10 protein-coding genes are annotated in these 13,217 nt (G+C 72.2%); 8 read left to right on the top strand and 2 right to left on the bottom strand.

The window, feature by feature from the left end; all coding sequences use genetic code 11:
- The first annotated feature begins 140 nt into the window (after nucleotides 1-140).
- The gene (locus tag ACZ4SV_RS28335; RefSeq protein ID WP_468007490.1) at nucleotides 141-1,802 is read left to right on the top strand and encodes a cellulase family glycosylhydrolase; all 1,662 of its coding nucleotides are present in this window, start codon (nucleotides 141-143) and stop codon (nucleotides 1,800-1,802) included.
- Between the two features lie 140 nt (nucleotides 1,803-1,942).
- Here ACZ4SV_RS28335 and ACZ4SV_RS28330 read toward each other — a convergent pair whose 3' ends face one another.
- Nucleotides 1,943-2,479 (bottom strand): winged helix-turn-helix transcriptional regulator, encoded by a 537-nt coding sequence (locus tag ACZ4SV_RS28330; protein ID WP_365880680.1) that lies wholly within the window; start codon nucleotides 2,477-2,479, stop codon nucleotides 1,943-1,945.
- Nucleotides 2,480-2,577: 98 nt separating this feature from the next.
- On the opposite strand from ACZ4SV_RS28330, the gene ACZ4SV_RS28325 reads away from it, so the two are divergent.
- The 5 genes from ACZ4SV_RS28325 (at nucleotide 2,578) to ACZ4SV_RS28305 (ending at nucleotide 7,791) form a co-directional block, all read left to right on the top strand.
- The gene (locus tag ACZ4SV_RS28325) at nucleotides 2,578-3,375 is read left to right on the top strand and encodes a crotonase/enoyl-CoA hydratase family protein (protein ID WP_468007488.1); all 798 of its coding nucleotides are present in this window, start codon (nucleotides 2,578-2,580) and stop codon (nucleotides 3,373-3,375) included.
- A 287-nt stretch (nucleotides 3,376-3,662) separates the two neighbouring features.
- Complete coding sequence (locus ACZ4SV_RS28320) at nucleotides 3,663-3,905, top strand: hypothetical protein (RefSeq protein ID WP_365880676.1); 243 nt, start codon at nucleotides 3,663-3,665, stop codon at nucleotides 3,903-3,905.
- Nucleotides 3,898-4,992 carry a response regulator gene (locus tag ACZ4SV_RS28315; protein WP_365880674.1) on the top strand — a complete coding sequence of 365 codons (1,095 nt, stop codon included), beginning with the start codon at nucleotides 3,898-3,900 and terminating at the stop codon, nucleotides 4,990-4,992. The genes ACZ4SV_RS28320 and ACZ4SV_RS28315 overlap by 8 nt, the downstream gene beginning before the upstream one ends.
- 365 nt (nucleotides 4,993-5,357) lie before the next feature.
- Nucleotides 5,358-6,356, top strand: coding sequence for a LysR family transcriptional regulator (locus tag ACZ4SV_RS28310; RefSeq protein ID WP_468007486.1), 999 nt, complete (start codon nucleotides 5,358-5,360; stop codon nucleotides 6,354-6,356).
- 418 nt (nucleotides 6,357-6,774) lie between these two features.
- Nucleotides 6,775-7,791, top strand: a complete 1,017-nt coding sequence (locus ACZ4SV_RS28305; protein ID WP_468007484.1) for a YihY/virulence factor BrkB family protein — start codon at nucleotides 6,775-6,777, stop codon at nucleotides 7,789-7,791.
- 116 nt (nucleotides 7,792-7,907) lie between these two features.
- Here ACZ4SV_RS28305 and ACZ4SV_RS28300 read toward each other — a convergent pair whose 3' ends face one another.
- A complete protein-coding gene (locus ACZ4SV_RS28300; RefSeq protein WP_365883968.1) occupies nucleotides 7,908-8,330 on the bottom strand; it encodes an SPW repeat protein in 423 nt (140 codons plus the stop codon).
- Nucleotides 8,331-8,575: 245 nt separating this feature from the next.
- Between ACZ4SV_RS28300 and ACZ4SV_RS28295 the strand changes: the two genes are divergently transcribed.
- Together ACZ4SV_RS28295 and ACZ4SV_RS28290 are read left to right on the top strand one after the other, a co-directional pair.
- The gene (locus ACZ4SV_RS28295) at nucleotides 8,576-9,112 is read left to right on the top strand and encodes a MarR family winged helix-turn-helix transcriptional regulator (protein WP_468007482.1); all 537 of its coding nucleotides are present in this window, start codon (nucleotides 8,576-8,578) and stop codon (nucleotides 9,110-9,112) included.
- A 442-nt stretch (nucleotides 9,113-9,554) separates the two neighbouring features.
- Nucleotides 9,555-13,217 carry a nitrate reductase subunit alpha gene (locus ACZ4SV_RS28290; protein WP_468007480.1) on the top strand — a complete coding sequence of 1,221 codons (3,663 nt, stop codon included), beginning with the start codon at nucleotides 9,555-9,557 and terminating at the stop codon, nucleotides 13,215-13,217.

The raw sequence follows: 13,217 nt of genomic DNA, 5'->3' as shown, positions 1-13,217 counted from the left end.
GGTCGGTCCCGGGTCCGCCGGGGTGGTTCCTCCGACGCATCCCGTCCCGCACCTTGACGTGCACCTGGCATACCTGGCTCTATGGGAGCGCTCCCACACTCATTCGGACCGGCTTCCTCGCCTCACGCCCTGGAGTCGCAGTGAGAACCACGAGAAGTACGCCCCTGAAGAACCCCGTCGCCGCCCTGCTGGCCGCCCTGGTCACCGTGCTGGGCCTGCTCGCCCTGTCCCCGGCCCCGGCCCGCGCCGCCGCGCGGCCGGCCGCCGCCGCTACGGGACTGCACATCAGCGACGGCCGCCTCCTCGAAGGCAACGGCAACGACTTCGTGATGCGCGGCGTCAACCACGCCCACACCTGGTACCCGGACCGGACCCGGTCGCTGGCCGACATCAAGGCGCTCGGCGCCAACACCGTGCGCGTGGTCCTCTCCGACGGCTACCGCTGGTCCCGCAACAGCGCGGAGGACGTGGCGGCCGTCGTCCACGACTGCAAGGCCAACCGGCTGATCTGCGTACTGGAGGTGCACGACACCACCGGCTACGGCGAGGACACCGCCGCCGGCACGCTCGACCACGCCGCCGACTACTGGATCAGCCTCAAGGACGTCCTGGCCGGCGAAGAGGACTACGTCATCGTCAACATCGGCAACGAGCCCTGGGGCAACACCGATCCGGCCGGCTGGACCGCGCCCACCATCGCCGCGGTCAAGAAGCTGCGCGCGGCCGGCCTCCGGCACACGATCATGGTGGACGCGCCCAACTGGGGCCAGGACTCGCAGGGCGTCATGCGGGCCAACGCCCGGACGGTCTACGACGCCGACACCACCGGCAACCTCCTGTTCTCCATCCACATGTACAGCGTCTTCGACACCGCGAAGGAGATCACCGACTACCTCGACGCCTTCGTCGGCGCCGGACTGCCGCTCGTCATAGGCGAGTTCGGCGGTCCCGCCGACCAGTGGGGCGACCCCGACGAGGACACCATGATGGCCGCCGCCGAGCGGCTCCGCCTCGGCTACCTGGCCTGGTCCTGGAGCGGCAACACCGACCCGGCCCTCGACCTCGCCATCGACTTCGACCCGGCGCGGCTCAGCTCCTGGGGGCAGCGGATCTTCCACGGCGCCAACGGCATCGCCCAGACCGCGCGCGAGGCGACCGTCTTCGGCGGCGCCGCCCCCGACACCCGGGCTCCGACCGCACCGGGCACTCCCACCGCCTCGGGCGTCTCACCCACCTCCGTCACGCTGACCTGGCCCGCCGCCACCGACGACGTCGGTGTCACCGGCTACGAGGCGGTCCGTGTCGACGGCACCACGGAGACCACGGTCGCCTCCTCCACGACCACCACGGTCACCGTCCCGGCCCTGACCGCGGACACCTCGTACACCTTCGCCGTCTACGCCAAGGACGCGGCCGGCAACCGCTCGCCGCGGTCGGCGACGGTCACCGTCAGGACCGGGAAGGGCGGCGGCGGTCCCGGAGCCGGCTGCTCCGTGGGCTACCGCGTCGTCGGCGAATGGCCCGGCGGTTTCCAGGGTGAGATCACCCTCCGCAACACCGGCACCACCGCCCTCAGCGGCTGGACCCTGGGCTTCGCCTTCCCGGCCGGACAGACCATCAGCAACATGTGGGGCGGCACCCCGGCCCAGAACGGCTCCGCGGTGACGGTCGCCGCCGCTTCGTACACCTCGTCGGTCCCGGTCAACGGCTCGGTCACGCTCGGTTTCACCGGCACCAAGCTCACGGCCAACCCCGCCCCGACGGCGTTCACCCTCAACGGCACTGCTTGCACGATCAGTTGACCGGTCACCGGCAGCCGGGGCCGGCGGGCACCGCTCCCGCCGGCCCCGACGCACGCGTCACGCGTTCCGCGGGCGGCAGGGTTCGGCCGGAACGATCCGACTCCGGCCGCCCCGTCCGCTGACCGGCTCGCCGAGGCACGTCAGGACGCGCTGCCACCGGATGTGGCGTCCACCGGCCGGCCGGCTCCGAAGCGGGTCCGTACGGCCGGGTCGGCGAGGAGCCGGGCGGGGTAGCCGGGGCCGGTGCGCAGGGTCACGTCCTCGGAGTGCAGGGGCTTGCCGCAGGCGGCGCAGACGACCTCGGCCCGGGTGTCGTGTCCGCAGGAGGTGTGGTGCACGGTGACCGGCACGCCGTCGTCGTCGGCGAGCCAGCGGTCGCCCCAGGCGTTGATGGCGGCCAGGACGCCGAAGAAGTCGCGGCCCTTGTCGGTGAGCAGATACTCGTGGCGTACCGGATCGCTCTGGTAGGCGCTGCGGCGCAGGATGCCGGCGTCCTCCAGGCGGCGCAGCCGGTCGGCGAGGGTGTTGCGGGCGATGCCGAGCGTGCTGATGAAGCCGTCGAAGCGGGACTCGCCGTAGAAGACCTCGCGCAGGACGAGCAGGGTCCAGCCGTCGCCGAGGACGTCCACCGTGCGGGCTATCGAACACGGCCAGCCGTCGAACGAGATCCGTCTCATGGCCTCTACCGTATCAGTCTCATCATGAGACGTACTTGCCGTGCGAGGCCGCCGACGCTAGCGTCCCGTGGGTCTCATCATGCAACTCAGGAGGAGTGATGGGTATGCCAGCGGACGCGCCCACCGTCACGGTCGAACGGGACGGACATGTGCTGCTCATGGGGCTGAACCGGCCCGCCAAGCGCAACGCCTTCACCAAGGAGATGCTCACGGAGCTGTCGCAGGCCTACGGGTTGCTGGAGCGCGACGACGAGCTGTGGTGCGGGGTGCTGTTCGCCCACGGCGACCACTTCACCGGCGGACTCGACCTGGCCGACGTCGGTGGCGACCTGGCGGCCGGCGGGGAACTGTTCGCCGAGGGCGGGCGCGATCCGTGGCGGCTGGACGGGCCATGGACGAAGCCGGTCGTGGCCGCCGCCCAGGGCTGGGTGATGACCCTGGGCATCGAACTGCTGCTGGCCGCCGACATCCGGGTCGCGGCCCGGGACGCGCGGTTCGCGCAGTTCGAGATCCGGCGCGGCATCTACCCCTTCGGCGGGGCCACCTTCCGGTTCCCCCGGCAGGCCGGCTGGGGCAACGCGATGCGCTGGCTCCTCACCGGCGAGGAGTTCGACGCCGCCGAGGCCCACCGCATCGGGCTGGTGCAGGAACTCCTCGACGACGGCGCAGCGGCCCTGGGGCGGGCCAAGGAGATCGCGCACGTCGTCGCCGACCGCTGCGCGCCGCTCGGTGTGCGTGCCACGCTCGCCTCCGCGCACCGGGCCCGCGAGCACGGTGACGCGGCGGCCATCGCCGAAATGCGTCCCGCCATCGCCCGTCTCCTCGCCACGGCCGACGGCGCGGAAGGCGTGGCGTCCTTCGTGGAGCGCCGCGACGCCGTCTTCACCGGCCGCTGAACTCCGCCCCGCGTTGCCGCACCCCTCGTCCCGCACCGTTGCGGCTTCCGTCGTGACGGACGCGGGCGCCGGCGGCAACAGGTGCCGGCCGCGAGGTCCCCACCTGCGGTCCGGGCGCGTTGCCAAGGCCCCGCGTGGGTGGCAACAGCCCTGATCCGTTGCCGATTTGGAGGTTGCCCGGCGCAACGGATTCCTCTGGCGTCATTGTGTGCCTTGTCGCGAGGCGGGCCCACCGGGGGCGCGCTGTCCCGGCCGGTGTCCGGCGGGGCGAGGAAGGACAGGGTGTGATGGATCGTTCGCTGGTCTCGGTGCGGGCGGCATTGGTGCTGTTGCTGGCGGCGCTGGCCGGTGCGTGCGCCGGCCTGCTGTCGGTGCTGGCCGGGAGCGGAACGGCGGGCGGCCTGCTCGCCGGACTCACCGCCGCGGGCGGCGCCGTGCCGGTGTTCAACCAGGCGGTCGCGCCGGAGCCGGGCCACGGCGGCGCCTCCGTGCGCGGGGCCGGTGCGAAGGGCGGGAGCGTCCGTGGGTGAACTGCGTCCCCTCGCCGAGGACTTGAGACCGGAATCCCGTGCGCTGGCCATGGCCCTGCGGGAGCTGTTCGCGGGACTGAACGTGTCGGTCCGCCGCTACGCGGCCCGCCGGATGCGCGACGCCGGCACGCTCTCCCGCTATCTGAACGGCACCCGGGTGCCGCCCTGGGAAGTGGTGATGGACCTGTTCACCGATGTGGCCGAAGACCGCGGCATGGCCGCCACCCCGGACGCCATCGAACTCGTGCACCGGCTGCACCGGGCGGCCGTCGAGACCAGCGCCGCGCCCCGGCACGCGGTGGAAGTGCTGGAGCAGCAGCTCGCCGAGGCCGACCGGGTCTCCCGCCGCTCCACCGCCCGCGGCGACGCGCTGAGCGACGCGCTGCTGGACCGCAAGCACCGCATCGCCGACCTGGAGGTGCGGCTCAGCCAACTCGAAGCGGCATGGAACGCGGAGCGCGAACGGGCCGAACGCCTGGCCGCGGCCAGCCCCGACGTCACCGACCTGCTGCACGAACGGGACCGGCTGCTGGACGACGTGACCCGTCTGTCCGCCCAGTTACAGGAGGCGTGCAAACAGCGCGACGACGCCGAGCAGCGCTGCACCCTGCTGGAACGGCAGTTGGAGGTGGTCGAGCAGGTGAAGCCCGTCGCCGCGGTGGCACCGGTGGTCCCGCAGGCCATGCCCAGGATCCTCGTCGTGGACGACCAGCCGGACAACCTGCTGGCGATGACCGCCGTCCTGTCCACCCTCGACCAGGACCTGGTCGCCGTCTCCTCCGGCCGCGAAGCCCTCAAAGCCCTGCTGGACCACGACGACTTCGCCGTGATCATCATGGACATCCAGATGCCGGACATGGACGGCTACGAGACCGCGGCCCACATCAAGCGCCGCCCGCGCACCCGTGATGTGCCCATCATCTTCCTCACCGCCATGGGCACCGACCCGGAACACTCCGCCCGTGGCTACGCCGCCGGTGCGGTCGACTACATCAGCAAGCCGTTCGACCCCTGGGTCCTGCGCGCCAAGGTCGCGGTCTTCACCGGCATCTACCTCGAACAGCGCCGCCTCGCCGGAAACCAGTGACCGGGCAGGGTCATCGCCGTTCCGCCGGGAGCCGACCGGGCGGAACGGCCGTACAGCATACCGGCGGCGGCCAGGCCGTGCGTGTCGAGCGGCGAGGTCTCCCTCCGGGGCGCCCACCGCGATCCGTGCGTCCGCACGTCGCGGAGGCGCCGGAGGAGACCCGCCTCGTCGTCGCCGATGCTGCTGCCCGCGTCGGCACGGTCGACCGCGACCCGGGCCGCGACCCTGCCTCCCGGACCGCGCCCCTGCCTCCCGGACCGCCCAGGCCGGGCCACGGCGCCCACATCCGTACCCCGCACAGCACCCGTATGCGACGAGAACGGTTCTTTCCTCGCTCTTCCCGCCCGATCGATACGCTTCGTTCCATGCAAGGCGTTCCGGACGGAGACCCGTCGGCGGCGGAGGCGAAAGCGGACGGCCCCGGGGACCGCGATCCCAGCACCCGCCAACTGCGCCTGTTCCTCACCCTGGCGCAGGAACTGCACTTCGGGCGGGCGGCGGCGCGGATATTCATGACACAGCCCGCCCTCAGCAGACAGATCCGCCTGCTGGAACACCGCCTGGGTGTGCCCCTGCTCGACCGGACCAGCCGGTCGGTGTCCCTGACCGAGGCGGGGCGGGCGCTCGTCCCCGAGGTCCGCGACGTGCTGGCGGCCATGGCCCGGCTGCGGGGCAGTGCCACCGAGCACTCCCGGCAGGTGCGCGGCCGGCTCGTCCTCGGCTTCATCGCCGGTGAGGCGGCGATGCCCTACACCCACGCCATCCTCGTCGAACTGCACCGGCGCCGGCCCCGCATCACGGTCGAACTGCGCGCACTGTCCTTCGGCAACCAGGTCGAGGCACTGGCCAACGGCGAGGTGCACGCGGCGCTGCTCAGGCTCCCGCTGCCGTCCGCGCTGCGGACGATCCCGCTGGCCACCGAACCCCGGGTCGCCTGCCTGCCCGCGACGGACCGGCTGGCCGCCCTCGCCGCCGAGCGGCCGGTCACCCTCCTGGATCTCGCGGACCACCTGGTGGTGGACATGCCGGCGCAGGCACCGCGCGACTGGTGGGACGACTGGGCCGTCAATCCGCGTCCGGACGGTTCACCCGTGCGGTTCGGCCCCGTGGCCGCGGACATCGAGGGCCTGCTGCACATCGTCGCGCGCGGGCAGGCCATCAGCTTCCTGCCGGCCGCCGCCCGCCGCCTGTACCCGCGTCCGGGAGTCGCCTACCTAGACGTGGCCGACGCGCCGCGGTCCACGGCCGTACTCGCCTGGATGCCCACCGGCCGGGACCGCCCGGTCCTCTTCGCCCTGCTGGAGACGGTCCGCACCCTGATGGCGGGAGCCGAGCAGGACCGGTGGACGGCCTGTGGCTGGTGAAGCACCGGCCTGCCGAAGCCTCCCGCCACCCCGGTAGCTCCTGACGCCGACGCGAGCCCCCGAAGCCCTCCAAGCTCCGGAAGCACCCGAGGCCGTCCAAGCTCCGGAAGCACCCGAGGCCCTCGATACCCGCGATGCCTCCGAGACCGGTCCGCCCCCCGTTTCGGAACGAGGCGGACGGTGACTCTTGATGGCGTACAGCGCGCCGGTTCGTCACCGACCGGGTCCATGGCCGGATGACGGCTCCCGGGCCGGCAGGCCCGGACCCGGCCGGACCTTCCCGAGCAGTGCGGTGGCGAGATGCGATGAGGACGAGGAACGCGACACGGCGGAAGCCGGACCGGACGCGCACCGGCCCGCGCGCTGTGCCCCCCGCGCGGGCCGGTGCAGCACGTGGCCGGCCGCCAAGGCGGGCCGCATGACCTTTCTCGCCCGCCTGGACGCCTACCAGCGACGCCACCGCTGGGTGGGCCTGCCGCTCGCCGTCGTCTACAAGTTCTACGACGACCAGGCGCTGTACCTCGCCGCCCTCCTCACCTACTACGGCTTCATCTCGCTGTTCCCGCTGCTGCTCATCCTGGTCGCCGTGCTGAGCGCCTTCCTCAGCGACGATCCCGCGCTGCGGCACCGCGTCCTGGACTCCGCCCTGAGCGAGTTCCCGGTCATCGGCGACCAGATCGGCGAGAACATCCACTCCTTCCACAGCAACGGAGCCGCACTGGCCATCGGCATCGCCGGCAGCCTCTACGGCTCCCTGGGAGTGGCGCAGGCCGCGCAGTACGCCCTGAACAAGATCTGGGCCGTCCCGCGGCACGCCCGCCCCGACCCGCTCCAGTCCCGGCTGAAGGGCCTGCTCTTCCTGCTGCTGCTGGCCCTCGGCCTGTGCGCGTTGACCATGCTGTCCGTGGCGGCCTCGGCGACGTACGTCTTCGGCGTGCGGCTGCGGGGCGGAACGTGGATCGCCGCCACCGCGGGCTCCGTGCTCCTGAACACCGGTCTGCTGCTGCTCAGCTACCGGCTGCTCACCCACCGGGTCCTGCCGCTGCGCCGGCTGGCGGGCGCCGGGCTGGGTGCCGCCTGCGCGTGGCAGGCGCTGCAGTGGGGCGGCTCCTATTACGTGAGCCACGTCCTGCGCGGCGCCACGGCCACCTACGGCATGTTCGGCATCGTCCTGGGCCTGCTCGCCTGGCTCTACGCGGGTGCGCTGATCTTCGTCATGGCGGCCGAGGTGGGGGCCGTACGGGTGATGCGGCTGTGGCCGCGCAGTCTGCTGACCCCGTTCACGGACCGGGTGCGGCTCAGCCCGGCGGACCGCCGTGCCTACCAGTCGTACGCGGCCACCGAGGCGTTCAAAGGCTTCCAGAAGGTCCAGGTCCACTTCGAACCGCCGCCGGAACCCCCGCAGGAGAAGCCCTCCGGCGACGACGACCACTGACGGGTTCCGGGGCCGCGCAGACGGAGCGGCCGGCCGACGTCACCGGAGCACGAGCACCCGCACGCGGTACAGGCGCACGCGGCCCTTGCGGCGCGTCGGCCGGCCGGTCGCCGGTGTCAGGTACGGCGGTGGCGGCGCCGCGAGGCCATTGCGATGGTCGCCAGCCCCAGGAGCAGCGCGATGACGCCCGTGATGATGTTGCTCACGATCGTGCCGGTCGTCGGCGCCGCGTTCCGTACGGCCCACGGGCTGACGATGGTCCACGCGCCGATGGCCGCCGCGACCCAGCCCATACCGAAGGTGCGCTCGTACACCGAGCCGAACGCCAGCGCGAGTATCGCCAGGGTGATGCCGGTGACCAGGTTGCTGACCGCGAGGCGACTGCCGTTGAAACCGACCACCCAGGGCGAGATCGCCATGTACAGGCCGGTCAGCAGGGTCAGGCCCTCCGCCGCTTGCAGCTGGGGCCGCGCGGACACCTCCGCGTAGTGGGCCCGCATTGCCATGAGGTCGGGGTGTTCCTCGATGCGAGAGTGCATGGCCACGAGGGGCCACCTCCCTTCCGTCCGGGTGTTTCGTCCCCTTTTGCGTATCCCGGTACGCGCATCCGATTCATTGGCACAGTGCAAAATCTCGGATTTCTCGGCGCCGCCGGGGTGCCTCGCGGCCGGGCCCCGGGGCCACCGGCCCGAGGGCCCGAGCGCCTGCCGGAGGCGGGATCCTTGCCTACGCTGAAGAAGGGGGTGCGGAGGAGCGCACGGGCCCGACGCGCTGGGAGGAGGCCATGGCGGAGATCGAGCCCCCTGCCGGGGACCTGGACGATGTCGACGCGGTCACCCGGGCCGTGCTGACGGCCTCGCGGCTGCTGGTGACGGTCTCCGCCAGATCGCTCGCCGAGGTCGAGGAGCGGGTCACGCTGCCGCAGTTCCGCATGCTGGCCGTCCTGTCCAGCCGGGGTGCCACCAAGCTGGTGTCGCTGGCCGAGCTGCTCCAGGTCGCCCCCTCGACGGCGATGCGCATGGTGGACCGGCTGATCACCGCCGGGCTGGCGGACCGCCGGCCCCATCCCGGCAACCGCCGCGAGACCCTGTTGCGGCTCACGGCGGAGGGGCGGCGCATGGTGGAGACCGTGACGGCCCGGCGGCGCGCCGAGATCGCGGCCATCGTGGAACGGCTCCGACCGGCTCAGCGCCTGGCCCTGGTCGAGGCCCTCAACGCGTTCAACGAGGCGGGTGAGGAACCGTCCGCCTCGCTGGGCGACGACGTGGAACCGAACCCGCTGGGCTGGCCGGTGAACGCGCCGAACAGGCGCGACACCTGACATCCCAGGGCCGCACCGGAATCGCGCCAGCACTTGAGGGACCCGGCAATCGGGCACCAGTTCACCGATAGGGCATGCCATTGACGAAATTCGCTTTCGGCCGGGGAACTGTTGGGAAACCGTTGGGAAACCGCCGAGAACTCCCCGGCCGCACCCTCTGCGGACCGCAGGGGCTTCCGTCACGGGAAACGCCGCCCTGACTGCGCCGGACGCGGTGAAAGAGATACGCGGCGGAGCCGCCGGACATGCCTCCTTGATATCGGAGCGGCATGTGCGGACCGGCCATTGCAAAGCGCAAGAAAAACAAGTTCTGAGTACAACCAAATGGCGAAAAAGAGGTGCGCGGCACGGACGGGACAAGAGCAGTCTGGCCACGTTCATCGACAGGGCCCGTGCCGGTACGCCGGCTCCGGCAGCCCGATCCCGAGGGGAGTCCGAGGGCGTGGGACGTGGCAAGGCGAAGGCGGCGCGGGTCGCCGCGGAGGCGGCCGAACGGCTTTTCGAGGCCGGGCAGTTATTGCGGCGGGCGCCGACCACGCCCGAGCGGAGGGCCGTCTTCCGCACCGACCAACAGGTCAATGACCAGCCCTATCGCGAGCGCTGGGCGCACGACAAAGTGGTCCGCTCCACCCACGGGGTGAACTGCACGGGATCGTGCTCCTGGCAGGTGTACGTGAAGGACGGTCTGATCACCTGGGAGACACAGGCGACGGACTATCCCTCGGCGGGCCCCGACCGGCCCGACTACGAGCCGCGGGGCTGCCCGCGCGGGGCGTCGTTCTCCTGGTACACGTACTCGCCGACCCGGGTGAAGTATCCGCACGCCCGCGGTGTGCTGGTGGAAATGTTCCGGGACGCAAAGCGGCGCCTCGGCGGCGACCCGGTGGCGGCCTGGGCGGAGATCACCGGCGACCCCGCCAAGCGGCGCCGCTACCAGTCCGCGCGCGGCAAGGGCGGCCTGGTCCGCATCGGCTGGGAAGAGGCCCTGGAGATCGCCGCCGCCGCCCATGTGCACACCCTTCAGGAGTACGGTCCGGACCGGATCGCGGGCTTCTCCCCGATCCCGGCCATGTCGATGGCCTCGCACGCGGTCGGGGCGCGGTTCCACGCGCTGCTCGGCGCGCCGATGCTGTCGTTCTACGACTGGTACGCGGATCTGCCGATCGCCTCGCCGCAGGTCTTCGGCGACCAGACGGACGTACCGGAGTCGGGCGACTGGTGGGACGCGGCCTATCTGATGCTGTGGGGCTCCAACGTGCCGGTCACCCGGACCCCGGACGCCCACTGGATGGCCGAGGCGCGCTACCGCGGCCAGAAGGTCGTCGTGGTCTCGCCGGACTACGCGGACGCCACCAAGTTCGCCGACGAGTGGCTGCACCCCCACCCGGGCACGGACGGCGCACTGGCCATGGCGATGGGGCACGTGATCCTGCGCGAGTGCTTCGTGGAACGCCAGGTGCCGTACTTCACGGACTACGCGCAGCGGTTCACCGACCTGCCCTTCCTCATCGCCCTCGACGGTGACGGGACACAGGGCCGCACGCCGGGCGCCTTCGTGACCGCCCGCGACCTGGACCTCGCCCCGGGCGCCGAGGCGGCGGCGCGGCGCTGGATGCCCGTCGTGTACGACACGGTGACCGGGCGGCCGGCGGTGCCCCACGGCACGCTGGGCGACCGCTGGGGCAAGGCGGGCGAGGGTCGCTGGAACCTCGACCTCGGCGGCATCAAGCCCCTGCTGAGCTGCTACGGGCGGGCGGACTCCACCACCGCGCGCGTGCTGCTGCCCCGCTTCGACGAGCCGGGCGCCTCCCTCACCCGGTCGGTGCCGGCCCTGCGCGTCGGCGGCCGCCTGGTGACCACCGTCTTCGACCTGATGCTCGCCCAGTACGGGGTGGGACGCGACGGTCTCGACGGACAGTGGCCCGCCTCGTACGAGGACGCGTCCGTGCCGTGCACACCGGCCTGGCAGGAGGCGATCACCTCCGTGTCCGCCGGCGCCGTGGTGCGCGCGGCGCGGGAGTTCGCCCGCACCGCGGAGCAGACCCGGGGCCGCTGCATGATCGTGATGGGAGCGGGCACCAACCACTGGTTCCACTCGGACACCATCTACCGGTCGTTCCTGTCGCTGCTGCTGCTCACCGGCTGCCAGGGCGTCAACGGCGGCGGCTGGGCGCACTACGTGGGCCAGGAGAAGGTACGGCCGTACGCGGGCTGGCAGCAGCTGGCCACCGCCTCCGACTGGGCGCGCCCGTCACGGCAGATGGCCGGCACGCCGTACTGGTACCTGCACACCGGCCAATGGCGGTACGAGAAGTTCACCGCCGACGCCCTGGCCGCGCCGGCCGGGCCCGGAGCCCTCACGGGCCTGCACACCGCGGACCTCGTGGCCCGCTCCGCACGCCAGGGCTGGATGCCGTCGTACCCCACCTTCGGCGCCAATCCGCTCGCCCTGGGACGGCGCGTCCGGGAAGCGGGCGCCGACCCGGAGGCGTGGGTGGCCGCCGAACGGGACGCCGGCCGGCTCTCGTACGCCTGCGAGGACCCCGACGACCCGGCCAACTGGCCGCGGGTGCTCACCGTGTGGCGGGCCAACCTGATCGGCTCCTCCGCCAAGGGCAACGAGTTCTTCCTGCGGCACCTGCTGGGCGCCTCCGACAACGCGAGCGCCGAGGAGGCGCCGCCCGGGTGCCGGCCCCGGGACGTGACCTGGCGGGAGGAGGCGCCGCGCGGCAAGCTGGACCTGCTGCTCGCCCTCGACTTCCGTATGACCTCGACCACGCTGTTCGCCGATCTGGTCCTGCCCGCGGCGACCTGGTACGAGAAGCACGACCTGTCCAGCACGGACATGCACCCGTTCGTGCACGCCTTCTCCCCGGCGATCGACCCGCCCTGGCAGGCCCGCACCGACTTCGAGATCTTCCACGGCCTGGCCGCCGAGGTCAGCCGCCTGGCCAGGGGACGCCTGGACATCGGCTACGACCTGGTGGCCACCGCCCTCCAGCACGACACGCCCGGCGAGACCCCGCCCGACGGGCCCACCGCCCCGCGCCTGACCCTCGTCAAGCGGGACTACACCGCCCTCGGCGACCAGCTCGCCGCCCTGGGACCGCTGGCCGAGCAAGAAGGAATGACGGTCAAGGGGGTGACCGTACGTCCCGGGCCCGAGGCCCGCTGGCTCGCCGCCCGGTGCTGCACCGCCACCTCCGCACCGGTGCGCGGGCGGCCGCTGCTCGACACCGACGTCAAGCTCTGCGAGGCGATCCTCGCCCTGTCCGGCACCACCAACGGCCGCCTCGCCGCCGAGGGTTTCGAGCGGCTCGCCGAACGGTGCGGGCAGCAGAGCGGCTTCGGGGAACTGGCCGCGTCGGTGGCCGAGCGGCGCATCACCTTCTCCGACACCCAGACCCGCCCGGTCCAGGTCGGGGCCAGCTTCGAGTGGTCGGGCAAGGAGGGAGCGGACCGCCGCTACGCGCCCTTCACCGTCAACACCGAGCACGCCAAACCCTGGCACACCCTCACCGGCCGGCAGCAGTTCTACCTCGACCACCCGTGGATCGCCGAGTACGGCGAACAACTGCCCGTCTACCGGCCCCCGTTGGACCTCGCCGCCCTCGGCGAACAGCCCCGAGCGGACGACGGCGGCACCCGGTCGGTGACGGTCCGCTATCTGACGCCGCACTCGAAGTGGTCGATCCACTCCGAGTACCAGGAGAACCTGCTGATGCAGACCCTCGCCCGCGGCGGCCCCGTCATCTGGATCAGCGTCCAGGACGCCGAGGCGATCGGCGTCGCGGACAACGACTGGATCGAGGCCCAGAACCCCAACGGCGTCGTCGTGGCCCGGGCGGTCGTCTCCCACCGCATGCCGGCCGGCACCGTGTTCATGTACCACGTCCAGGAACGCCTGGTGAACGTCCCCCTGTCCGAGGCCACCGGGCGCCGCGGCGGAGTCCACAACGCCCTCACCCGGCTGCTGATCAAGCCCACCCACCTCATCGGCGGCCACGCCCAGCTCTCCTTCGCCCCCAACTACTACGGCCCCACCGGCAACCAGCGCGACGCGGTCACCGTGATCCGGCGGCGCACGCAGAACGTGGAGTACTGA

It is taken from the genome of Streptomyces sp. NPDC027672, assembly GCF_055566335.1.
The sequence above is the reverse complement of the archived record's forward strand: the minus strand, read 5'-3'. Positions and strand labels throughout refer to the sequence as shown.

Excerpts from the sequence above, each read along its gene's own strand:
- ACZ4SV_RS28330 (WP_365880680.1), bottom strand. The coding sequence starts at position 2,479 with ATGAGACGGATCTCGTTCGACGGCTGGCCGTGTTCGATAGCCCGCACG.
- ACZ4SV_RS28325 (WP_468007488.1), top strand. The coding sequence starts at position 2,578 with ATGGGTATGCCAGCGGACGCGCCCACCGTCACGGTCGAACGGGACGGA.
- ACZ4SV_RS28320 (WP_365880676.1), top strand. The coding sequence starts at position 3,663 with ATGGATCGTTCGCTGGTCTCGGTGCGGGCGGCATTGGTGCTGTTGCTG.
- ACZ4SV_RS28310 (WP_468007486.1), top strand. The coding sequence starts at position 5,358 with ATGCAAGGCGTTCCGGACGGAGACCCGTCGGCGGCGGAGGCGAAAGCG.
- ACZ4SV_RS28305 (WP_468007484.1), top strand. The coding sequence starts at position 6,775 with ATGACCTTTCTCGCCCGCCTGGACGCCTACCAGCGACGCCACCGCTGG.
- ACZ4SV_RS28300 (WP_365883968.1), bottom strand. The coding sequence starts at position 8,330 with ATGCACTCTCGCATCGAGGAACACCCCGACCTCATGGCAATGCGGGCC.
- ACZ4SV_RS28295 (WP_468007482.1), top strand. The coding sequence starts at position 8,576 with ATGGCGGAGATCGAGCCCCCTGCCGGGGACCTGGACGATGTCGACGCG.